The sequence below is a fragment of the Aureibaculum flavum genome, assembly GCF_016406085.1.
In the GTDB taxonomy this organism is placed as follows: domain Bacteria; phylum Bacteroidota; class Bacteroidia; order Flavobacteriales; family Flavobacteriaceae; genus Aureibaculum; species Aureibaculum flavum.
Window position 1 is genome coordinate 618,880 of sequence record NZ_JAEHFJ010000002.1, and the last position, 25,193, is coordinate 644,072.

18 protein-coding genes are annotated in these 25,193 nt (G+C 33.0%); 16 read left to right on the forward strand and 2 right to left on the reverse strand.

Features of this window, described 5'->3' with window-relative positions; translation table 11 throughout:
- The first annotated feature begins 50 nt into the window (after positions 1-50).
- The 12 genes from ruvA to JBL43_RS05835 all read left to right on the forward strand — a co-directional run bounded on the left by ruvA (position 51) and on the right by JBL43_RS05835 (position 17,139).
- On the forward strand, positions 51-632 hold the full coding sequence (ruvA, locus tag JBL43_RS05780; protein ID WP_198840506.1) for a Holliday junction branch migration protein RuvA: 582 nt from the start codon (positions 51-53) through the stop codon (positions 630-632).
- A gap of 4 nt (positions 633-636) precedes the next feature.
- Entirely contained in the window at positions 637-7,803 is a 7,167-nt protein-coding gene (sov, locus tag JBL43_RS05785; RefSeq protein WP_233098700.1) for a T9SS outer membrane translocon Sov/SprA, read from the forward strand.
- A gap of 252 nt (positions 7,804-8,055) precedes the next feature.
- On the forward strand, positions 8,056-8,436 hold the full coding sequence (gene gcvH / locus JBL43_RS05790; RefSeq protein ID WP_117881793.1) for a glycine cleavage system protein GcvH: 381 nt from the start codon (positions 8,056-8,058) through the stop codon (positions 8,434-8,436).
- The gene (locus JBL43_RS05795) at positions 8,402-8,785 is read left to right on the forward strand and encodes a VanZ family protein (protein WP_198840507.1); all 384 of its coding nucleotides are present in this window, start codon (positions 8,402-8,404) and stop codon (positions 8,783-8,785) included. Before gcvH ends, JBL43_RS05795 begins: the two co-directional genes overlap by 35 nt.
- A 57-nt stretch (positions 8,786-8,842) precedes the next feature.
- Positions 8,843-9,562 carry an energy transducer TonB gene (locus JBL43_RS05800; protein ID WP_198840508.1) on the forward strand — a complete coding sequence of 240 codons (720 nt, stop codon included), beginning with the start codon at positions 8,843-8,845 and terminating at the stop codon, positions 9,560-9,562.
- A gap of 404 nt (positions 9,563-9,966) precedes the next feature.
- The gene (locus JBL43_RS05805) at positions 9,967-10,698 is read left to right on the forward strand and encodes an energy transducer TonB (protein ID WP_198840509.1); all 732 of its coding nucleotides are present in this window, start codon (positions 9,967-9,969) and stop codon (positions 10,696-10,698) included.
- Between the two features lie 79 nt (positions 10,699-10,777).
- The gene (locus JBL43_RS05810) at positions 10,778-11,533 is read left to right on the forward strand and encodes an energy transducer TonB (protein ID WP_198840510.1); all 756 of its coding nucleotides are present in this window, start codon (positions 10,778-10,780) and stop codon (positions 11,531-11,533) included.
- 95 nt (positions 11,534-11,628) lie between these two features.
- On the forward strand, positions 11,629-12,372 hold the full coding sequence (deoC, locus tag JBL43_RS05815) for a deoxyribose-phosphate aldolase (protein WP_198840511.1): 744 nt from the start codon (positions 11,629-11,631) through the stop codon (positions 12,370-12,372).
- A gap of 3 nt (positions 12,373-12,375) precedes the next feature.
- Positions 12,376-12,957 (forward strand): acyltransferase, encoded by a 582-nt coding sequence (locus JBL43_RS05820; RefSeq protein ID WP_198840512.1) that lies wholly within the window; start codon positions 12,376-12,378, stop codon positions 12,955-12,957.
- A 123-nt stretch (positions 12,958-13,080) separates the two neighbouring features.
- Positions 13,081-15,195 (forward strand): gliding motility outer membrane protein RemB, encoded by a 2,115-nt coding sequence (locus JBL43_RS05825; RefSeq protein ID WP_198840513.1) that lies wholly within the window; start codon positions 13,081-13,083, stop codon positions 15,193-15,195.
- Position 15,196: 1 nt separating this feature from the next.
- The gene (locus JBL43_RS05830) at positions 15,197-16,315 is read left to right on the forward strand and encodes an acyloxyacyl hydrolase (protein ID WP_198840514.1); all 1,119 of its coding nucleotides are present in this window, start codon (positions 15,197-15,199) and stop codon (positions 16,313-16,315) included.
- An 83-nt stretch (positions 16,316-16,398) separates the two neighbouring features.
- Entirely contained in the window at positions 16,399-17,139 is a 741-nt protein-coding gene (locus tag JBL43_RS05835) for a GIN domain-containing protein (protein ID WP_198840515.1), read from the forward strand.
- Positions 17,140-17,165: 26 nt separating this feature from the next.
- Here the strand turns inward: JBL43_RS05835 and JBL43_RS05840 are convergent, their stop codons facing one another.
- Both JBL43_RS05840 and JBL43_RS05845 read right to left on the reverse strand, forming a co-directional pair.
- Entirely contained in the window at positions 17,166-19,649 is a 2,484-nt protein-coding gene (locus JBL43_RS05840) for a DUF5686 and carboxypeptidase-like regulatory domain-containing protein (protein WP_198840516.1), read from the reverse strand.
- Positions 19,650-19,729: 80 nt separating this feature from the next.
- Positions 19,730-20,710: a pyruvate dehydrogenase complex E1 component subunit beta gene (locus tag JBL43_RS05845; RefSeq protein ID WP_198840517.1), complete on the reverse strand. Its 981-nt coding sequence runs from the start codon at positions 20,708-20,710 to the stop codon at positions 19,730-19,732.
- 140 nt (positions 20,711-20,850) lie between these two features.
- Here JBL43_RS05845 and JBL43_RS05850 point away from each other — a divergent pair, with 140 nt between their 5' ends.
- The 4 genes from JBL43_RS05850 to JBL43_RS05865 all read left to right on the forward strand — a co-directional run bounded on the left by JBL43_RS05850 (position 20,851) and on the right by JBL43_RS05865 (position 25,101).
- Complete coding sequence (locus JBL43_RS05850; RefSeq protein WP_198840518.1) at positions 20,851-21,597, forward strand: electron transfer flavoprotein subunit beta/FixA family protein; 747 nt, start codon at positions 20,851-20,853, stop codon at positions 21,595-21,597.
- Between the two features lie 41 nt (positions 21,598-21,638).
- Positions 21,639-22,607, forward strand: a complete 969-nt coding sequence (locus JBL43_RS05855) for an electron transfer flavoprotein subunit alpha/FixB family protein (RefSeq protein ID WP_198840519.1) — start codon at positions 21,639-21,641, stop codon at positions 22,605-22,607.
- Positions 22,608-22,692: 85 nt separating this feature from the next.
- Positions 22,693-23,295 carry a bifunctional nuclease family protein gene (locus tag JBL43_RS05860; protein ID WP_198840520.1) on the forward strand — a complete coding sequence of 201 codons (603 nt, stop codon included), beginning with the start codon at positions 22,693-22,695 and terminating at the stop codon, positions 23,293-23,295.
- Between the two features lie 438 nt (positions 23,296-23,733).
- Positions 23,734-25,101: a NupC/NupG family nucleoside CNT transporter gene (locus tag JBL43_RS05865; protein WP_317193436.1), complete on the forward strand. Its 1,368-nt coding sequence runs from the start codon at positions 23,734-23,736 to the stop codon at positions 25,099-25,101.
- Positions 25,102-25,193: the final 92 nt, after the last annotated feature.

Sequence of the window (25,193 nt, forward strand, 5' to 3'; positions counted from 1 at the left end):
AAAAACTACATTTACGGATTGAATTATGAACGCTAACTACTTAATCTAAAATGATTACTCATCTTAATGGAAAATTAGTAGAAAAGAATCCCACTTATGTTATTATTGAATGTAATGGTGTTGGTTATTTTCTAAACATTTCTTTAAACACTTACTCCAAAATTCCCGATGCGGAAGCCTTAAAACTATATACCTATTTATATATAAAAGAAGATTCTCATACGCTATTTGGTTTTGCTGATAAAGTTGAACGTGAAATATTTAAATTGCTTATTTCTGTTTCTGGTGTTGGACCAAGTATTGGTAGAACCATGCTCTCTTCAATGACTCCAGAACAAATACAGCACGCCATTGCTTCTGAAGATGTTGCCACCATTCAATCCGTAAAAGGAATAGGTGCTAAAACGGCACAACGTGTAATCATAGATTTACGCGATAAAATTGTTAAAACTTACGAAATTTCAGAAGATTCTGCATTCAGCCACAATACTATTAGAGATGAAGCGTTATCTGCTTTAGAAGTACTCGGGTTTTCGCGAAAACAAGTGGAAAAAATAGTACAAAAAATAATTCAAGAAGCCCCTAACACCTCTCTTGAAAATATCATTAAGCAAGCGTTAAAAATCTTGTAAAACTTTGAAAATCAACTTAAAAAAGACATATAGTCTATTTTTATTATTATTGTTCTTTGCATCAACCCCCATTTTTGCACAAAGACCCCCTTCTGCCCCAAACCCAAAAGACACAACTAAAGTAATCGCCTCAAAACCAGTCACTAAAACTGTTGAGAGTGTAAATAGAGATACTTTACCTGATTTGCCATACAACTTTAAGCGTGATCAGAAAGGTAGTCTTTTCCTTGATAACTTATCAGAATACGAAATTCTTTATGACGCCGAATCAAAACAATATATTTTTGTAAAAAAAGTTGGTGATTATTATGTAAAGCACCCATCATACATGACTGAAGATGAGTACAAAGAGTACCGTCTAAAGAAAGATATGATAGATTACTTTAAAGAAAAAGTAAGTGCAGTAAGTGGTCGAAATAAGGATAGTGATGCTCAAAAGAACTTAATGCCAAGGTATTATGTAAAATCAGATCTTTTTGAAAATATTTTTGGTGGAAATACTATCGAAGTAAACCCACAGGGTTCTGTCTTGGTTAAAATGGGTGTTTTATTTCAAAAAGTTGAAAACCCTCAATTGTCTGAACGCAATCGTCAAAGCACAACGTTCGATTTTGATGCAGAAATTAATGCAAGTCTAAATGCAAAAGTAGGAAATCGACTTCGTGTAAATGCGGCTTTTGATACGCAATCAACATTTAACTTTCAAAATCAAATAAAACTAGAATATACACCTACTGAAGACGATATAATTCAAAAAATTGAAGTTGGTAATATTAGTATGCCTATTCAGAATTCATTAGTAAGTGGTGCACAAAATCTTTTTGGTTTTAAGACTCAGTTACAATTTGGTAAAACAATGGTAACAGGCGTCTTCTCGCAACAAAAATCACAAACTACCTCGGTTGCAGCTGAAGGTGGTGCTACCATTTCTGAGTTTGAAATGAGTGCTAGTAATTATGATGATAACCGACATTTCTTTCTATCGCAACGCTTCCGTGACGACTTCAATAATGCTATGGCTAGAGTACCGTTAATAAGTAGCTCAAAACAAGTTACGCAAATTGAAGTTTGGGTTACCAACAAAAATAACACCACTGAAGATGTTCGCAGTATAGTTGCCTTAGCCGATTTGGGTGAAAATGACCCTACAAATATTCACTCTAGTTTAGTAAGTGCTGCGGCTGGTAAAAAAGACCCTTCCAATGATGCCAACAGTATTATTAATTTTTTAACACCTAATGGAGGTATTAGAGATATTTCAACTGTAAGTTCTACTCTAGCCGGCTATCAACAAGGTACCGATTATACCATTTTAGAAAATGCTAGAAAGTTAGTTCTCGGAATAGATTTCACATTAGATCCGCAACTCGGATATATTACGTTAAACAGAAGATTGGCAGATAGTGAAATATTAGCTGTAGCTTTTGAATATTCAGACAGTAACATAGCAGGTGAAAATGTTTTCCGTGTTGGTGAACTCTCTACCGATGGTGTTACTGCTCCAGCCAATTTAGTGGTAAAATTATTACGTAGTGAGATTGTGAATACCACAATACCGATGTGGGATTTAATGATGAAAAATGTTTATGCATTACCAGGGGCATATCAATTAAACGCAGACGGATTTAGACTTGAATTAATGTATCAAGATGATGAAGAAGGTGTTCCTTTAAATATATTGCAGCACGCAACTACTCCAGGTGTAAATGATAAAACATTGCTAAACTTAACAAGACTTGACCGTTTAGATCAATCAAATGACCCAGTTCCTAATGGTGATGGTTTATTTGATTTTATTGAAAGTCTAACTATAAATTCTCAAGATGGGTATGTTATATTTCCAACTGTAGAACCTTTTGGAAACAGTAATACCTCTAACGCTAACAACCCTGGCGAGTTAGGCGAAATATTAACTGACGCTGCCGACAACCAATATGTGTTTACAGAATTGTATGACAGAACAAAATCACAAGCACAAAACGATTTTCAATACAAAGATAAATATGTAATTAAAGGTTATTTTAAAACAGAAAATGATAGAGGGATTCCTTTAGGAGCCTTTAACGTAACAAAAGGTTCAGTTACGGTTACTTCAGGCGGAAGAGAATTGCTAGAAGGTGTTGATTATGTGGTGGACTACATTTCTGGTTCTGTTCAGATTATTAATCCAAATTTGACAGCATCTAATGCTCCAATTAATGTATCTGTAGAAAATAATAACGGATTTAATCAACAACAACGTAGTTATCTAGGTGTTGACATACAACATGTTTTTTCAGAAAATTTTGCAATAGGTGGTACGCTGATTAATATGAGCGAAAGACCATATGGTAAAATGCAATTTGGCCAAGAATCGGTAAACAATACACTTGCTGGATTCAACTTGAGCTACCAAACCGAAGTCCCTCAATTTACAAAGTGGGTAAATAAACTACCCAATATTGATACGGATGTAACTTCAAATTTTTCTATTCGTGCAGATGCTGCTTATTTAATGCCAGGTACCGCTACAAATAAAAATGGGGGGATTGAAGGCGAAAACGCATCCTATATAGATGACTTTGAAGCTTCACAAATCCCATTAGATATTAGTTCTTACAGACAGTGGTTTTTAGCCAGTGTACCTCAGAATCAGAACACGCCTGATTTGCAGTTTTATAATGATGCTGATACAGACCAATTAAAATATGGTAAAAAAAGATCACAACTATCATGGTACACCATTGATAGATTGTTTTATGGCAATTCATTAAAACCGAGTAACATTGACGAATCCGAGCTATCAAGAGCAGAAGTTCGTCAAGTAGGCTATAATGAACTATTCCCTGAGTTAGACTTAGACATTACACAATCAAATATTGTAAATACATTAGATTTAGCGTATTTCCCTGAAGAGCGTGGTTCTTATAATTTCGATACTCAAAATGTACTCAACGGAAAATTTACAGATCCTGAGAACCGTTGGGCAGGTATTATGCGTTCCTTAAACACTACAGATTTCCAACAAGCCAATGTAGAATATATTCAATTTTGGTTAATGGATCCTTACGAAAATTATTCCATAAAGCCTGAAGAAGGAGGACCTTCAAATGTAAATGCAGGTGACTTTGGTGGAGAGCTGTATTTCAATTTAGGTAATATATCTGAAGATATTTTAACAGATAACCGCAGAATGTATGAAAACGGTTTACCTGAAGATGGCGTTAAAATTGCGAAACCTAATATCGGAGCTAATGTTGACGAAACTGCTTGGTCAGATATTCCTGTAAAACAATCATTGATCTATGCTTTTACAGAAAAAGATAACGAAAGACCTAATCAAGATTTAGGTTTAGATGGATTAAAGGACGATGAAGAAGCAACTCGTTTTGGAACACAATTTGGCCCTGATCCTGCTAATGATAACTATAACTTTTTTAGAGGTAGTGATTTAGATGCTTCAGATGCATCCATAATAACGCGTTATAGAAATTTCAATAAAACACAAGGCAACTCACCTACTATTAATAACTCGACAGAATCATACCCAACAGCCGCAAGTTCTTTTCCTGATATTGAAGACATTAATAAAGATCAGACCATGAGTACGGTTGAAGGCTATTTTCAATACAAGGTAAATATAGATCCATCTAACTTTATAGTTGGTCAAAATAATATTGTAGATGAAAAAATTGTAGCAGTTACTTTAGCTGATGGTACACAACAACAAACAAAGTGGTATCAGTTTAGAATCCCAATAACTACACCAGACGAAACTGTAGGTAATATTTCAGATTTTAATTCCATCCGCTTTATGAGGATGTTCTTAACTAAATTTAAAGTGCCTGTTGTACTGCGTTTTGGTGAGTTAGAATTGGTTCGAGGTGACTGGAGAAGGTATACAAAAACATTAGATGACAACATAAACCCTCCACAAGAATTAACTGAAGCTGAAAACAGAAACTTTGAAGTAGGTGTAGTCAATGTTCAAGAAAACGAAGGTAAAACACCTATCCCATATGTATTACCTCCAGGATTAGAACGCGAACGTTTACAAGGTACTACAACCTTGCAAGAACAAAATGAACAGTCATTATTAGTTAGAGTAAATGACTTATTACCAGGTGAAACAAGAGCTGTTTATAAAAACACGCAGTTTGATATGCGAATGTTTAATACCTTAAAAATGTTTGTACATGCCGAAGCTATAGCTGGGCAATTAGGACTTAATGATGATGACGTTGTTGCTATAATAAGAATGGGTAGCGATACCGATGACAACTATTATCAATATGAAATCCCTTTAAAAATAACACCTTTTGGTGCTAGTTTTGATGAAGAAATTTGGCCAGAAGAAAATGAAATCATAGCTGACTTAAAAGCGTTTGGACAATTAAAAATTGAGAGAGTATCAACGTCTACATCAGTAACGGATGTATACCCTAGTGAAACTGCGGAACCTGATGCTAGGTTACGTATGAAAGGAAATCCGAATTTAGGAAATATAAAAACCATAATGATAGGTCTAAAAAACAGATCTAACATGTCTAAAAGTGCAGAATTGTGGTTTAATGAATTACGGGTTACTGATTATGATAATGAGGGCGGTTGGGCAGCTGTAGTAAATGCGGATGCCAATTTTGCAGATTTTGCAGACTTTTCGGTTTCAGGTAGAGCCAACTCTCAAGGTTTTGGTTCGCTCGAACAAACAGTTAATGAACGAAGTCAAGAAAATTCTAAACAATATGACGTTATCAGTAATATTAATGTAGGCCAATTATTACCTAAATCTGCAGGAATTAAAATTCCATTAAACGTGAGTTATGGTGAAGAATTTGCAGATCCAAAATGGAATCAGAAATATCAAGATGTTCGCTTCAGTAAAAATGATGCCGAAGCTGAAAGTTCAAGAGATTATACCAAACGAAGAAGTTTAAATCTTATTAACGTAAGAAAAGAACGCACAAATCCTGAAAAGAAAACTCGTTTTTATGATGTTGAAAATTTATCCGTTTCATATGCATATAATGATACCTACCATAAAGATTATGTAGTAGAAAAATTCTTAGATCAAAATGTGAGAGCTGCGGCTAATTATAATTATGCATTTAAGCCAATAGAATTTGAACCTTTTAAAAATTCACAATATTTAGAAAAAAATAGCCTTTTCAAATTTGTAAAAGATTTTAATCTAAATCCGTTACCAACTTCAATATCGGTAAATTCAAACATTATAAGAAGCTATAATCAACAAGCTTCAAGAGCTCTAGTATCTGGATTTGACCCCATAGAGTTTACACAACGGAGATTTCTATTTGATTGGGACTATAATATTGCTTATGACCTTACTAAATCATTACAATTTAGCTTTAGAGCAGCCACAAGTTACATTAATGATTTAAAAGATGAAGACACACAGGAGGTGCTTACTGACCGTTTATTCGATAATTTCTTCAGTATTGGCAGGCCTAATCAATACCATCAAACTTTAGATGCTACTTATAAAATACCGCTAAGTAAAATATCTTGGTTCGATTTTTTAAACGGAACCTATAGCTATACCGCTGATTTTGATTGGCAAGCCTCTGCACAAGAATATGTAGATGAAATAGGGAATACGGTTCAAAATGCCAATACACATACTTTTTCTGCAGATTTAGACATGACCAAGTTATATAAAAGAACAGGTCTATTAGATTTAGCTAAGAAAAAAACCAAGAGACCTAAAAGAGTTAAAAACTCTAAAAAACACGATTCGACCACAAAGAAAATAGCTGCTCCAAGAACAAGAAGAAAGGTGATCAACACTAAAAACAAAACTGGAGGACAAAAAGCTCTTCAAGGACTTGTAGATGTGGTTACTTCTGTTAAGAAAATAAGAATTGCATATTCAGAACAAAATGGTACCGTTTTACCTGGCTATACACCTGAAATAGGTTTTCTTGGAAGAGATAGATATAATGGTAGCCTCGCTCCTACTTTTGGTTTTGTATTTGGTAGCCAAAGTGACATAAAAGACTTAGCTGCGGCTAACGCATGGTTAGTATCAAGAGACACTTCAACTGCTGGCGGCCGTGTAGCTGACCCTTATTACAGTAAAACATTTACCAATACACACTTAAGCAAACTAGATATTAACGCTGATGTTAGGCCTTTTAAAGATTTTAATATAGAACTATCCGCAAATAAAATTTATACAAGTAACAAATCGCAACAAATAGATGTTATAAATGGCGAACTAACAGATCAACCTTTTAATGAAGTTGGAAATTTTAGTATCAGTCATTTTATGTTAGGTAAAGCTTTTGATGGTGATGGCGATGCTACTTTCGATGAATTCAAAGCAAATAGAGCCATCATTCAACAAAGATTAGCACAGCAATCTGGTGCAAATGTTGCAGGCTTTGGCGAAAACAGTCAACAAGTTTTGATTCCTGCTTTCTTAGCTACCTATTCCGGCCGAGATGCTAGTAAGGTAAAACTAAGTGCTTTTAGAGATATTCCTATTCCCAATTGGAGATTAAGCTATAAGGGATTCATGAAATTCAAATGGTTTAAAAAGCATTTCAGAAGTTTTATTGTTGAGCATGAATACAATTCAAGTTATCAAGTTATAGGGTTTAATAACAATCTTTTGCGTAGTGAGACGAACAAGTATTCAGAACTTGATGATAATGGAAACTATAGACCTGAAAAAATATTTTCTGGTATAAACTTAGTTGAAGAGTTCAATCCATTAATAAAAGTGGATATGCGTATGAAAAACTCTTTCTCAGTTAGAGCAGAACTAAAACAAGACAAAACATTGAACTTAAACGTTAGTAACAATACCATCACTGAGATAAGAGGAAAAGAATATGTCTTAGGATTGGGTTACCGTTTAAAAGATGTGAAATTAAAAATGAGAACAGGTAATTCAATTACTAGTTTTAAAGGTGATATAACCTTGTCTGGAGATGTTAGCATCCGTAATAATTCTACTACTATTCGTTCTATTGATGTTTTAAACAATCAAGTAACAGGTGGGCAACGTTTACTTTCATTTAAATTTAAGGCTGATTATGCGTTAAACAAGAACTTATTGGCCTCTTTTTATTATGATCAGAATAGTTCACGCTTTTTAATTTCAACCACTTTCCCAAGAAAATCAGTTAGTGCTGGTATACAAATTCGTTACACTATTGGTAACTAACAACAAGAAGAAACTTAATTAATAGGTATAAAAAAGAAAGAACACCAATTAATCATCAAGCACTTTCCATTTTACATCATCTTCTTATTATCGTTATTCAATATAAATAATTATGGAATTTATCAGCTCTAATAAGATTAAATATTTAATGCCAAAAACATAATAAATATTTTAGGTATAATTTTAGTAAACAAATGATTTTAGGATACCCTATTTATTTACTAACTTTGTTTTCTAATTAATATATATTATATGAATATTCCTGCAGAATTAAAATACACTAAAGACCACGAGTGGGTTAAAATTGATGGTGACATTGCTACCGTTGGTATAACTGATTTCGCACAAAGCGAGTTAGGCGACATCGTTTATGTTGATGTTGACACACTAGACGAAACTGTTGATAAGGACGAAGTTTTTGGTTCTGTTGAGGCTGTAAAAACGGTATCAGATTTGTTTATGCCTTTGTCTGGTGAAGTAATTGAATTTAATGAAGACTTAGAAGACAGCCCTGAAAGTGTAAATTCAGATCCATATGGAGATGGATGGATGATTAAACTTAAAATTAGCGATTCTTCGCAGATTGATAATTTATTAGATGCTGAAGCATATAAAGCAGTTATTGGAGCGTAACGCCTTAATCGTTGCCATTTTTATAACCCTTCTAGTTACCCTTCTAAGTCTAATATCTTTAAAAGGGGTAGCTAAGATAAATGTCAGTAATTCTGACAAGTACGGTCACTTTATAGCCTACTTTACTTTAGGAGTAAGTTGGCTTTATGCCTTTAGGTCACGATTTAAGAGATGGCTTCATATTGTTGCATTACTTATTATTTTCGGCATGGTTCTTGAAGTACTTCAGGGAACTTTAACCACATATCGAACTGCTGATTGGCATGACGAAGTTGCAAACGCTTCAGGTGTTATTTTAGCATATTTAGTGTCTTACTTGTGGTTTATAAAACGAGAGAATTTAAAATAATTCTTGTATAAGTAAATTTATTTATTAAATTAGCAAAGAAATTAACACTATCTATCCATGGAAACTAAAAAAAGCCCAAAAGCAAATTTAGAAAATTACAGCAAGCTGTTTGTACAGTTAGGTCTGGTATTAGCATTACTTATTGTTTATGTAGGTATAGAATATAAAACGTTTGAAAGAGATATCGACGAATTAGGTATTCTTAACATGGGTGAAGAAGAAGTAGAAGATATTCCAATTACTGAACGTATAGAACAAATAAAACCACCTCCACCACCTCCACCAGCACCTGAAGTGATTGAGGTTGTAGAAGATGAAGAAGAAGTTGAAGAAACCATGTTAGAGTCAACAGAAACTGATGAAAATGAAGTGGTTGAAGTTGAAGAAATTGTAGAAGTTGTAGAGGCTGAAGAAGTTGCTGAAGATGTTCCTTTTGCTATTATTGAAGATGCTCCCATTTTTCCAGGTTGTAAAGGAAGTAAGGCTGAATTAAAAAAATGCCTTCAAAAATCTATCGAGAAACATGTTGGTAGAAAATTTAACACAAGCCTAGCTGGAGATTTAGGTTTAGATCCTGGTAAGAAGAAAGTTTATGTTGTTTTTAAAATTGATAAATCTGGTAACATTGTAGATGTAAGAGCTAGAGGACCTCATGCTAGATTAGAAAAAGAAGGAATTAGTGTTGTTAATTCTTTACCAAAAATGATTCCTGGAAAACAACGTGGTAGACCAGTCGGCGTAAAATACACATTACCAATTACATTATTGGTAGAGTAGTAAACATATTATAATTATTAAGAAAGACCAACTTTAGCTTAAAGTTGGTCTTTTTGTTTTCATAAAAGTAACATAATATTGTAAATTTTGAATCCACTTAAGCAGATTACAACCTTCATTTTTAGTTAATGTACAAAAATGCACACTTATTAAAGAGAAAATAAAAAACAATATTTATAATAGAATTTTTAATTTTCAAACTTTATATCAATCAAATTCGTAAAACATTGATATATTTCATTGGTTTTTAATTTTCTTATAAATTTTTCATCAAAATGCTACTTAGTTTATGATATGATATTTATCATTCTTTTTTTACCTAATAATTAAGACCTTAGTACTGTTATAAAGAAGTAGTTATTTAGCTACTTATAAAATTAGTATTAAACTTAAATATATAAATTATGGAAGTTAAAAAGAATCCCAAAGCTGCATTAGAGAATTACACTGGGTTATTTTTACAATTAGGTTTAGCACTTTCTTTACTCATTGTATACGTTTCCATACAACATCGAGTATATGAAAGATCATTATCTGACCTTGGAACTCTTATAGTAGAAGAACAAATTGTAGAAGACATACCTATTACAGAACGAATAGAACAAATAAAACCACCTCCACCTCCCCCACCTGCACCAGAGGTTATTGAAGTTGTAACAGATGAAGCGGAAGTTGAAGAAACAATGCTTGAATCAACAGAAATTGATCAAGATGATAAGGTTGAAGTTGTTGATATAGATCAAGTAGAAGAAGTTGTTGAAGAGGAAGTAATATTAGATGATGTTCCATTTGCAATTATCGAAGACGCTCCTATTTTTCCTGGATGTAAAGGTAATAAAGCTGCATTAAAAAAATGTTTACAGGAAAAAATAATGGGCCATGTAGGTAAAAATTTCGACACCAATCTTACAAACGAATTAGGATTAGAAGCTGGTAAAAAAAGAGTAATTGTACTATTTAGTATCGATCGTAACGGAAATATAAGCAAAGTACAAGCCAGAGGACCTCATGCAAGATTAGAGAAAGAAGCAATAAGAGTTGTGAACTCTCTACCTAAAATGATTCCTGCAAAACAACGTGGTATTCCAGTAGGGGTAAAATATACATTACCAATTACTTTAGAAGTAAGAATATAAAGCATACGTTAATTACATGATTTCAATCTTGGTATGTTTATTGATGTTAACATAGTTTTAACACTTTAAACATACCATTATGAATTTTTCAAAACAAACCAAAAAAAATCAACCACCAACCGAGAAATTCTACCGTAGTTCAGCTCTTTTTATGCAGCTAGGCTTGGTATTAGCATTACTAATTGTTTATATCTCATTAGAGTATACCTCAACCAAAACGGTATTTTTATTAGATGATGTTGCACCTGATGACGGCACCACTTATGTGTTCAGTGCACCTCCAGATATTCGAATTGAGCGAAATAAAGAACCTCAAGAAAAACAAGTACCAAAAAAAGCTCCACTCGTTGATATTAAGGTAGTTCCTAATGACACAAAAAATCCTGAAATTTTAGATTTACCCGATAACCCTGATAATCCAGAGAAATTAAATATTAGTGATATTGTTGAGATTGTCGAAGAAGGACCTATTCCTGAAGGACCTATTCCGTTTACAATTTTAGAAGAAGCCCCCATCTTTCCAGGATGTGAAGATTTTAAAAATGAAGAAGCGAAAGCTTGTTTTACCAAGCAAATGACCAAATTTGTAAATAGAAAGTTCGATGCAAGTATTGCTGAGGGATTGAATTTATCTGGTAAACAAAAAATTTATGCTCAATTTACTATTGGTAAAAATGGATTAGTAACTGATATTAAAATTAGAGCACCTCATAAAAGCTTAGAGAAAGAAGCTTTACGAGTTATAGAAAAGTTACCCGAAATGATCCCTGGAAAGCAACGTAAAAAAGCAGTTCCTGTAAAATATACGTTACCCATAGTTTTCCAAATTGAATAATCATTATTTAAAAATATACAATAATAAATCCCACAACATTGTGGGATTTATTATTGTATTAAAATCGCTATTTTTGCATATTAAATAAATATCAAATGAACATTAATGAACACTTAGACTCTACCTATCTTAAAACTGCCATACAAGCAGGTATTACAGAAGATGAAACGCGTAAAAACGTAATTAAACTAATTGAGGAAGCTATTACAGAGAATTTCAAATTAGTTATGATAAGACCAAAGTTTGTTTCACTTGCCAAAGAATTGATTACTGAGGCTAACAGTGATGTTCAAGTGGGTACAGTAATCGGGTTCCATGAAGGTACTTTTGCTATTGAAGAAAAATTGAACGAAGCCAAAGAAGCAATTGAAAATGATGTTGATGAATTAGACTTTGTAATTAATTATCCTGCATTTTTAAATGGTAATATCAATCTGATAAAAAGTGAGGTTTTTAAATGCTCAAAACTTGGCTTAGAAAATGGCAAAATTGTAAAGTGGATTATTGAAATAGCGGCATTATCAGACAATGAAATTGTTGCCATCACGCAAATTATTAGAGATGTGATCTTAAGTAATTTCGGTAAAGAAAAGGCCTCAAGTGTTTATGTTAAATCGTCAACAGGCTTTTTTAAAACAAGTGATAATAAACCTTCTGGTGCTACATTCGAAGGTATGAAATTGATTGTAGAAAATGCCAAACCCTTACAAAGTAAAGCCGCCGGTGGAGTAAAAAATTATGAAGATGCGGTTAAAATGATTAATTTAGGTGTAAACAGAATAGGTACTTCCGCTGCGAAAAGTATTGCTGACGGAGGTTCAACTAACGATAATTATTAATTTATGGAAAAATCAGATTATTTTGCTCATAAGACTGCCGTTATAGATGACAATTGTAAAATTGGTAATGGAACAAAAATTTGGCACTTTAGCCATATCATGTCTAATTGTGTTATCGGTGAAAACTGTAGTTTTGGACAAAATGTTGTAGTGTCCCCAGATGTCATTTTAGGTAGTAATGTAAAAGTTCAGAATAACGTTTCAATTTACACTGGCGTTATTTGTGAAGATGACGTTTTTTTAGGTCCTTCAATGGTTTTTACCAACGTTATTAACCCTAGAAGTGCAATTGCTAGAAAAGATGAATACAAAAAAACTATAGTAAAAAAAGGAGCTAGTATCGGAGCAAATGCCACTATTGTTTGTGGAAATTCTATAGGTGAGTTCTCACTTATTGGAGCTGGTAGTGTTGTAACTAAAGAAATTCCTGCATATGCTTTAGTAGTAGGTAATCCCTCTAAACAAATTGGTTGGGTGAGCGAATATGGTCATCGCTTGAATTTTGATGCAAAAGGTTTTGCTATCTGCCCTGAGAGTAAAGAGAAATATCAGTTAAATAATAATAAGGTAGCCAAAATATATTAATACCTTTGCCAAAATTTACTAAAATTAGTATTGAATAAGCGTCCAGAAAGGACACTTAGTTAAAATTACAAATTCCAACCCATAGCATTTAGAAAAAAAATAGGTTGGTGAAAATAAATTTAAATGAAATATCTCATTATAGTTATCCTTCTTATCTCTTCAAACGTCTTGCTTGGACAAGAAGATATTTACCCTATTTATAAGGGCTGCGATGCTGCTAGCGAAACTACTTTAGCCTCTTGTTTTAATCAAAACTTGACTAAAGATGTATTAGCAGAATTTAAAGTTCCTAATAGTGTAACATCCGATAATTATAAAGGTACAATTAACGTAATATTTTTAGTTACAAAAACAGGAGAATTTGAAGTTTTATACGTTCGTTCTGCATATAAAGAATTAGAAGCCGAAGCTAAAAGAGTTTTTGCTCTTTTACCAAAAGCTCAGCCAGCTACTTATAATGGTAGAGCTATAGATATGCGATTTGGACTACCCATTCAAATACCATTAGGTTCACAGCCAACTCCTGGTAAAATTACCAAAGAAGTTACCAAAGAAAATGTCGTAGTAAATACACCAACAACATCCGTAACTCCGCCGACAACTCCAATCCCACTCAATTCAAATACTCAAAAGAAAGACATACAAACCGCTGTGGTAAGTACTTATTTTCCGGAACATCAAAGTGAACTTAACATTCCATTTTCGCATAGTACCTATGATGAGTTAAGTTATTACTTCGATCAAAACGAAAACTCACATACAGGTTTTAAACCCTTTTTATATAGTGAAACCTCTAAATATGTTGACTTAGACCTTCAAAAAACGAGTTTGTTTAAAAAGAAATCGTCAAAATGGGGTAAGAAATTATGGAATGAACATTTTTTCAAAGTACAAAAAGAAGATTATTGGTTTACTATTGACCCACTTTTTGATTTGCAAATTGGCAAAGACAATTCAAACGATGTTGATTATACCTACAACAATACTAGAGCCATTCAAATTCAAGGTGGTTTGGGTAAAAACTTCAACTTTTCAGCTTCTATTTACGAAAGCCAAGGCCGCTTTGCAGATTATGTAAATGACTTTGCAAGAGCTAACAAACCTACTGAATCTTATGGCTTAGTGCCAAGCCGCGGTAAGGCTAAGATTTTTAAAACCAATAGTTTTGACTATCCTGTTGCAGAAGCCTATTTAACCTATACTCCGAGTAAATTTTTTAATTTCCAATTTGGACATGGTAAAAATTTTGTTGGTGATGGATATCGTTCCTTAATGTTATCAGATGCGGCATCTTCTTATCCTCATTTAAAAATTAGCACGCAATTCTGGAAAATAAAATACACCAATACATGGATGTGGCTTGATGATGTGAGACCTTCAGTAAATGTAGATAATATAAGTGCTAGGAAATTTGTAGCCATGCACCATCTAAGTTATAATGTTACCAAAAGATTAAATGTGAGCTTATTTGAAGCTGCCATTACTAAAAAAAGTGAAAATAACGGATTTGACATCAACTATTTTAATCCTATTATTTTTTACAGAGCCGTAGAGTTTTCAAGAGGATCAAGAGGTGGTAACGCTATTATCGGATTAGGTACAAAATATAAAGTTTCTGATAATTTTTCTACCTATACACAATTCGTATTAGATGAATTAACGATTGGGAAAATATTTGATGGAAGTGGCTATTGGGCTAATAAATTTGGGATACAAGTGGGTGCAAAATATTATAATGCCTTTAATGTAGATAACCTATACTTACAAGGTGAATTTAACGTAGTTAGACCATATACCTTTTCTCATAAAGACCCTATCTTAAATTACGCCCATTACAATCAACCCTTAGGGCATCCTTGGGGAAGCAATTTTTGGGAATTTGTTGCCATTGCACGCTATAAAAAAGACAGATGGTTTGGTAGTGCTAAAATAAACATGGGGAATAAAGGTTTTGATATTAATGGTTTAAACTATGGTGGTAACATTTATCAAAGTTATGAAGACAGAACTGGTGATAACGGAATAGAATTGTTACAAGGTAATAATACCAGAATTTTTATTGCAGACTTACAAGGTGGATACTTAGTGAACCCAGCAACTAATACAAAATTATTTGCAGGAATTACCTTTAGAAAATTCAATCCGGCCCAGGCTATAACAGATACGGCCATTGATAATTCAACGTGGTTTACTTTTGGATTAAAAGCAGACTTATTTAATTGGTATTTCGATTTTTAAGATGAAGTATAAAATAGTAACAGGTATACTATTTTTTATGATTAACTTAACATTGTGGGCTCAAAAAGAAGGGCACACTTCTTTGCATCTCGAGTATTTCTATGGTACTATTCTTAAGCACAAGAATAAAGTTTCACATCTGGCAATTACCAATCCAGATGGGTTTATTTTAAGTTACAATCATAAAACAACTCCGAAGAACAACAACTTGGCAGCGTATAATTTTCCGGATTGGGGTATTTCTTTTATCTATCATAATTTTGACAATGCGGTATTGGGTACAACATTTACAACTCAACTTAATTATTCGTTATATTTTGGTAATAGAGCTCGTAAAAATCTATTTTATATAAAGCTAGGACAAGGCATTGCGTATAATACAAATCCTTTTGATTTAGAAACCAATAATAAAAACATCGCTTTTGGTTCTCATTTATTAGCGAACACAACACTCGGTATTCATTATAAACATAAAAGGGTTTTTAAGACCTTTGACGCCACCCTCGGCTTGATGCTTTCACATTATTCTAACGGAACCATAAAGTCTCCTAATTTAGGACTTAACACACTTTCACTTACAACGGGAATTAGTTATAATTTTGACGCAAATAACCCTATTGATTATAGTCAATCAATTGATTTGAATAACAGCAGCTATAAAGAAGGTATAAAACTTAATTTACAATTAAGTGGTGGTATAAATAGTGCAGGAAATTTAGGCACAAAACAATTCCCGTTTTATGTTGGAACTGTTTATCTGGATAAAAGACTTAATAGAAAAAGCATACTGCAATTTGGTAGTGAACTATTTATTTCAAAATTTTTAAAAGAATTGATTGCCTATAACGCAGTGGCATTTCCTGAATTTCCAGAGGAAGATGGAAATTCAGATTATAAGCGTGTAAGTTTGATGATTGGGCATGAATTAGACATCGATAATTTTTCGATAATTACACAGCTAGGATACTATGTATATTATCCCTACAAATACGAAACTAGATATTATGAGCGTATAGGTGTTAAAAAATATTTTGGACAAAAATGGTTTGCAACGGCCTCTATAAAAGCTCATTTGTTTTTAGCAGAATCTATTGATTTAGGAATTGGAATTAGACTATAATCCTTAGAATTGAAAGTAGTGTCTGAAAATTATTTTTATCTGAGATTATAAATGAATTCTCATGTTTGATATATTATACAATAATGAAAAAACAGATTTTAAGTATTGTAATTTTTCTACTCACTACAGGATGCTCTGATAATACTTCTGACTGTTTATCATCGTCAGGAACGGAAGTTACTAAATTGGTAAATTTATCGAGCTTTTCTAAGATAATTGTCCATGAAGGAATTCGTTTAGAAATAAAACAAGGGTTAGAAAATACACTTCAAATAAAGTATGGCAAAAACCTAATCGATAACATTTCGACGACAATAAACGATGGTGTATTATCGATTGAAAACAGTACCTGTAATCTGTTTAGAGACACCAGCCCTGCTCAACTGACATTGACTGCTATTGATATTAATGAAATTAGAAACGCATCACAATTTACAATTTCAAGCACAGAAACTTTAAAGTTCAACTCTCTTACGTTGTTTTCTGAAGACTATTATTTACCAACCGAAAATGTTGGCGATTTTGACCTTATTATTGACAATAACAATTTAAATATTATATCTAATAATGTATCCAATTTCACTGTAAAAGGTAAAACAAATAATTTGTTTGTAGGTTTTTATGCTGGTGAAGGAACGTTTAACGGTGACTCATTAATTGCTCAAAATGTCGATGTTTTTCATAGAGGTATTAATTCCATGATTGTTAATCCCATTCAGAAACTTAGTGGAGAAATACGTGGTGTTGGCAACTTAATCTCAGTGAACAGACCACCTTTAGTTGATATTGAAGCTTATTATACTGGTAAGCTGGTCTTTAAATAACCTATAACGCTTTATTATTATAAACCTTAGAAATAAAATCCAAATCCACCTTTTACAGCAAACTTCGTTGCTCCAGGCATGTCTAAATAATTTCCTCTAAACACAAAGTCAATTCTTATAAACTTAAAAATATTATCAACGCCAACAAAATATTCATAATACGGTTTTGTAGGAGCTTTACCCTGCAAATCAAAAGCACTTAAAGCTATGTTTTTGTCAGATAGATTTCCAATGACCGTCCGTGCCCCAACAATTTCTCTCCAATTCAATTTACGCATTAAGGGTATTCTAGAAAACAATCTACCATTAAAATTATGCTCTATATGCAATGCGGCATATTCATCAGTTACAAAATCATAATAATTAAGCAAATCAAAAGTCCGGGGTGCTGTAAATATGGCTTGATTACCAGGAACTACATCTAACATTGTCAAAGGTACCTGCCCAAAAGTTTTACCCACTTCTAAAAAGTACTTTAACTTACCAAAACCACCCATCAAAACCCTATGTCTATAATACAACTGGAGCTTATCATAATCAAAATCACTGTCTAAAAATCCTTTTAAGCCTTTGGTATAACTTAAATATACGGTAGGATATCGACCTTCATTACTAACATTCCGTTCTACTCCGAATCCCGCCGTCTTACGTCCTGGGGTATAAGTAATACCAACATCCAATTCTGTTTGTTTTATTTTAGCTTGTTCAAAACCATTTTTATCAAAGTAGCTAACATTAAATAGGGAGTCTGGTGCGGCAGAACTCAAAGTTTTGTAGGTTGCCCCAAGTCTAAAGTTTAAATTCTTTATGGGTTCAACATCAACAGCTAAATTCGTAAGATTTACATTGGTTAAACTATAATTATCGCCTCTAGAAAAGAACGAGGATGAAGCAAAGCTACGACTGAGAACATCATTTGCCGTTGTTAAACTTACTCCTGTTTGTTCAATATCTCGCCTATTACCCAGCGATAAAATTATTCTATTTCTTTTATCAACTAACCACTTACCTGATATACCGTATTTAACTTTATCATCTTTAAAACCATAAGCTGCATATCCTTGAATACGCCATGTGTCATTCTGACTAAAATAGGTTCTCCCTCCTACTCTAACCCTAAAACCTTCAATATCATTACTACCAAAGGAGGAAAACAGTGGTCCATAGTCAAAACCATCAAAGATTTGCCAATACCCCGTGGCTAATGTAGCCCCAACATTATATAACTGTTTAAATTTCCGAACGGTTTTTAAGGTATCTAACATCTTATATACCCCTACTTCATCTTTGTTGAGTTTCTCCATTCGATTGTCACTCCAAAATTCATCTGGTTTATTGTATATTTCTTCCTCATAAGAACTTACTTTTGCTTTATACACATCATCATCTCGTTCTTTTTCGAATTCATAATTGTTAAAAAGCGTCGTTCTTCGACCATAAACTCCTTTTGACTTATCCTTAGAATTAAAAGAAAAGTCAGACATCATATGATCTCGTTTCAAAAGAAAAACCGAATCACTTAACACTTCAAATTCTTGAGCTACATAAATTTCTTTTACCCAGTTTATATTGGCACTTCGCGTAGCATTCATTTCAATTTCTTGAATAGCAAACGTGGTATCGTTCACCCAAAAGTCACCTTTAAAAGTAAGTTCATTTTTCCGTCTTGGATAAAAAACAATATTATAACACCATTTATTACCAAGATAAGCACTATCTGCCAATACATAATTATAGACCGAAACTCCTGTTCTTGAAAGTGGACTCGTAAAACTTTTATCAAAGAATTTTAGATAATTGTCGTAAATATTATAATCTACATATAATTGTTTTACAAACTCAATTAATTCTTGGTTACTATCAAAACCTGAGTTTTTATTAGCAATTAAGGTTTCATTTGATTTTTGAGAAGGTTTATTTTTACCATATACCTTATACAAAGCTTCATTTATAAAAATTGGTAAATAAGGTTTCCCTGTGATGTTAGAAGTATCAATTTCTTCAAACACAAACTCCATTCCTTTAAAAAGTCGTTTTTTCTTAAACTTTTCATCAATATTATTAAGATCGAATTCTATTTTTTCATACTTATCATATTCATATTGCTTGTAAAGACGTAAACCATTTTGACGCTTTTTGGCCCATATTTTCTTTAAAATCTCAACAGCTGGATTTCCTTTTTTCTTTGTTTTACCAGAATAAAGCATAACCTCATCTAAGGCAGCAGCATCTTCTTTTAGTACGATTTTAAGATCAAAATTTCTCGCTTTTAGCGGGATTATTTTGGTTTCAAAACCAAGAAATGAAATCATTAATTCAGTATACGTATTTTCTGATTCAATATAAAATTTTCCATTCTCATCAGACACACCACCTTCTGTGGAGCCTTTAAAAATGATATTAGCAAAGGGTATAGGTTCCCCTTGCTCATCTACAATATTACCACCTACTTTAACTTGCGAAAAAGCGAACGAGGTGAATAATAAAAAAAAGATTATTAAATATTTCAATAGTCAAAATTTAGAGTATTAATAAAAAAAACCTTTTACAACTAGTTGTAAAAGGTTTGATTATTACAAATTTAATGCCATTATTTTACATAAAGAACATACTTAACTGCTTTTATCACATCGTCAGAGTTAGGTATCCACTCTTTTAATAGGACCGGCGAATATGCAGCTGGCGTATCTGCCGTAGTAATTCTTTGTATTGGAGCATCTAAATAATCAAATGCTTGTTCTTGTACTTGATATGTAATTTCAGATGATACACTAGCAAAAGGCCAAGCTTCCTCTAAAATCACTAATCTATTTGTTTTCTTTACAGATTTAATTATTGTGTCATGATCCATCGGTCTTACCGTACGTAAATCAATAATTTCTACTGAAATATTTTCCTTTTCTAATTCTTCTGCTGCTTTATAAGCTTCTTTTATTATTTTTCCAAAAGAAACAATAGTAACATCTGTACCTTCTCTTTTAATTTCTGCAACACCAATTGGTAAAACGTATTCACCATCAGGTACTTCACCTTTATCACCATACATTTGTTCAGATTCCATGAAAATTACAGGATCATCATCTCTAATAGCAGCTTTTAATAAACCTTTAGCATCATATACGTTTGATGGTACAATTACCTTCAAACCTGGAGTATTTGCAAACCAGTTCTCAAAAGCTTGAGAGTGTGTTGCTCCTAACTGACCTGCTGAAGCTGTTGGTCCTCTAAAAACAATAGGGCAATTAAACTGCCCTCCAGACATTTGTCTGATTTTTGCTGCATTATTTATAATTTGGTCTATACCTACCAAAGAGAAATTAAAGGTCATATATTCTACAATAGGTCTGTTACCATTCATTGCAGATCCAATAGCAATCCCAGCAAAACCAAGCTCAGCAATTGGTGTGTCTATAACACGTTTCGCACCGAATTCATCTAACATACCTTTGGAAGCTTTGTAAGCACCATTATATTCTGCGACCTCCTCACCCATTAAATAAATAGATTCGTCTCTACGCATTTCTTCGCTCATTGCTTCGCAAATAGCTTCTCTAAATTGAATTGTTCTCATATTGGTTATAAAATTACTATGCAAAAATAGAAAATTAAGGCTAGTTTATAAGATTATCAATCAAATATTTTACTATGCACGCATAGTAAAACGAAAAAAAAGTAGTAACTTCGCCTTAAATAATTAAAATAGTTTAAAAAATGAAAATATTAGTGTGTATAAGTCACGTTCCTGATACAACCTCAAAGATAAATTTTACCGATGGTGATTCTAAATTTGATTCCAATGGTGTTCAGTTTGTAATTAATCCATACGATGAATTTGTTTTAACAAGAGCCATGTGGTTTAAGGAAAAACAGGGAGCATCCGTAACTGTTGTTAGTGTAGGTACTTCCTCTACGGAACCAACTTTACGTAAAGCATTGGCCATAGGGGCTGATGAAGCTATTCGTATTAATGCCGAAGCCACTGATGGTTATTTCGTTGCTAAGCAATTGGCTGAAGTGGCAAAAAATGGAAATTATGACCTTATACTAGCTGGTAGAGAATCTATTGATTACAATGGAGGAATGGTTCCTGGTATGTTGGCTGCTATTTTAGATTTTAACTTTGTAAATGCGTGTATTGGTTTAGAAGTTGAAGGTGATAATGCAACGGTTATAAGAGAAATTGATGGAGGTAAAGAAACCTTAAGCACAAGCTTACCATTGGTAATTGGAGGTCAAAAAGGAGTTGTAGAAGAAAAAGACCTGAGAATTCCGAATATGAGAGGAATTATGATGGCTAGAAAAAAACCGTTAAATATTGTAGAGCCAATTTCTTTTGAGGCAACTACGGAATCAAAAAGTTTTGAAAAACCAGAAGCCAAAGGTGCTGTTAAGTTAATTGATGCCGATAATGTTGGTGAATTGGTTGATCTGCTGCATAATGAAGCTAAAGTGATTTAAGTTCACACAATCAAGAAAAGTTTAATATCTAAAAAAAAAATATGTCTGTACTCGTATACGCAGAATCCTCTGAAGGAAAATTTAAAAAAATCGCTTTTGAAGCAGTTTCTTATGGCAAAAAAGTTGCCGAACTATTAGGAACCAATTTGAGCGTGCTTACTATAAATGCTGAGAACACTTCAACGTTGTCAGATTATGGTGCTGAAAAAATTATAAAAGTAAACAATGAAAAGCTCAGTAATTTCAATGCTAAAGCCTACGCTGATGTAATAAAGCAAGGTGCAGAAAAAGAAAATGCTGACATTATCATAATTGATTCAAGTAATGATGGTATTTACTTAGCTCCGCTATTGGCTGTAAATTTAGAAGCAGGTTATGCTTCAAATGTAGTCGAAGCTCCCAGCTCAGTTTCTCCATTTACGGTAAAGCGAAAAGCTTTTTCTAATAAAGCTTTTGATAATACAGAAATTAAAACGGCTCGAAAACTAATAGGATTGGCAAAAAATTCTTTTGGCTTGGTAGAAAATAAAACTTCTGCTACTGAAGAAGATTTCACTCCTGCACTTGCTGAGGGTGATTTTAACATTACTTCAACTTCAATTGATAAAGCAAAAGGTAAAGTTACAATAGCAGATGCCGATATTGTTGTTTCTGGTGGTCGTGGATTAAAAGGTCCTGAAAACTGGGGAATGATTGAAGAATTAGCTGATGTTTTAGGTGCAGCTACGGCCTGTTCTAAACCTGTTTCCGATTTAGGTTGGAGACCACATAGTGAACATGTTGGTCAAACAGGAAAGCCAGTAGCCGCCAATTTATATATTGCTATAGGAATTTCAGGTGCGATACAACATCTGGCTGGAATCAATTCTTCAAAGGTAAAAGTGGTTATAAATACTGACCCAGAAGCACCGTTTTTTAAGGCTGCTGATTATGGTATTGTTGGTGATGCATTTGAAGTTGTACCAAAATTAATAGAAAAGTTAAAAGAATTTAAGGCTCAAAACGCATAATTTTAGTAAATTGTGCCCTTCAAAGGCTGTCTATATTTTGGATACTTAAGTCCTTTATTAGACAGTTTTTTTTATTTTTTAATTTATGAGTTTAGTCCGCCTCAACATAAAAGGTATATCATATAGTCAGACACAAAGCGGTGCTTACGCACTGGTTTTAAGTGAGGTCGATGGCGAACGAACGTTGCCTATTATTATCGGTGCTTTTGAAGCACAATCTATAGCCATTGCTCTAGAAAAGGAAATAAAACCACCTAGACCGCTAACACATGACCTCTTTAAAACTTTTTCTGACCGTTTTAACATTAAAGTGAAACAAGTAATCATTCATAAATTAGTTGATGGCGTGTTTTATTCAAGCCTCATCTGTGAACGTGATAAAATTGAAGAAATTATTGATGCTAGAACTTCTGATGCTATTGCATTGGCAACTCGTTTTAATGCACCAATTTTCACTTACGAAAATATTTTAGACAAAGCAGGCATCTTTTTAAAGATAAAAGATGAGCCTAAATTAACACAAACTAAAATAGAAGTTGAAGAAATGGCTATTGAACTTGCCGAAGAATCTTCATTAAAGGAAATTTCCATAAAAGAATTAAATAAACAGTTGAATGAGGCCGTTGCAAATGAAGATTATGAATTGGCCGCCAAATTAAGAGATGAAATCTCTAAAAGACAAAAATAAAAGACCAACCCTCACAAGCATATGACTCGTAATTTCGTTATTTTTATTTTAGTCTTATTTAGTTTAAATACTAATATTTCAGCTCAAGAAACACTAACGGATTCAATTTCCTTCGCTGAAACAAAAAGTGCAGCACCTAAACAAGATTCTATAATAAAATACTGGCAATTATCTAACCATATTCTGTATAAAAAATATCCCGATAGTATAAAATCAGATGTTGAGTTTATAAAAAGTAAAGAGTTTTTATCTTTAAGTGAAAACGGGGAATATACCTCAAAACTAAACAACACTTCTGGTTCTGGTTTTTGGTTAAAAAATCAAAACCTATTATTATTCCAACAGAAAACACCAGCAAAAGTTGATTTTTACTATCAAATTATAGAAATTTCTGACAATCATTTAAAGTTAAAAAATGGTAATGATGTTTTTACTTTTATTGCTGATACACACGACAATTTTATCAACCAACAAGTTTCCGAAGATCAATTAATTCCCAGCCAAGGATTTTCTTTTAATTCGTTATGGAGAGGAGTTTTAGGGATGATTGCACTGTTATTGATTGCCTACTTTTTTAGCAGTAACAAAAAAGGTATTAAGTGGAAAACAGTTGGTATTGGATTGCTCTTTCAATTAATTATTGCTATTGGGGTTTTAAAAATCCCTTTTATTCAAAAAGGATTTGAATTTGTGGGGGGAATTTTTGTAAGTATTTTGGATTTTACAAGAGCAGGTAGTAAATTTTTATTTGAAGGACTGGTTGTAGATATGGATACCTTTGGTTTTATTTTTGCATTTCAAGTATTGCCTACAATTATATTCTTTTCAGCGTTAACGTCAGTTTTATTTTACTTAGGTGTCATACAGAAAGTAGTTAAACTTATGGCGATGCTACTAACGAAACTATTGGACATCTCAGGAGCCGAAAGTTTATCGGTAGCGGGTAATATTTTTCTTGGCCAGACAGAAGCTCCACTGCTTATAAAAGCATATTTAGAAAAAATGAATAAGTCTGAAATGCTACTTGTTATGATTGGCGGTATGGCTACTGTGGCTGGTGCTGTATTAGCAGCTTATATTGGCTTTTTAGGTGGTGATGACCCTGTTTTACGATTAATGTATGCAAAACATTTATTGGCAGCTTCAGTTATGGCAGCTCCTGGTGCCATTGTGGTTTCTAAAATACTTTATCCACAAACGGAAAGTGTAAATACGGATGTAAATGTATCTTCAGAAAAAATAGGTTCAAATATTTTAGACGCTATTGCTAATGGTACAACAGAAGGACTAAAACTAGCCGTAAATGTCGGAGCAATGCTCTTAGTATTTGTAGCTTTTATCGCTATGATCAACGGTCTTTTTGGTTGGCTAGGCGAAATCACATCACTTAACAGTTGGATGGCTATTAATACTCCTTATCCTAAATTTTCTTTAGAAGCCGTATTAGGGACAATTTTTGCTCCATTAATGTGGTTAATTGGAGTTGCGAAAGAAGACATGATGTTAATGGGACAACTTTTAGGGATAAAATTAGCGGCCAGTGAATTTGTAGGTTATATTCAATTAGCAGATTTAAAAAATATTGCCAATGCCACACACTTAAACTATCAAAAATCTATTATTATGGCGACATACATGCTATGTGGCTTTGCCAACTTTGCCTCTATAGGAATTCAAATTGGTGGTATTGGTTCATTAGCACCAGGACAACGTAAAACGTTATCTGAATTCGGTATGAAAGCCTTAATTGGAGGTTCTATAGCTTCTTTAATTTCTGCTACCATTGCTGGGATGATTATTGGATAGTACACCAAACCTTCGTTAATAAACTCTTAATAAAATAGAAATTCAATTCCATTTAAATCTAACACTTTTCAGTATTTTGCTGATTCAAATTA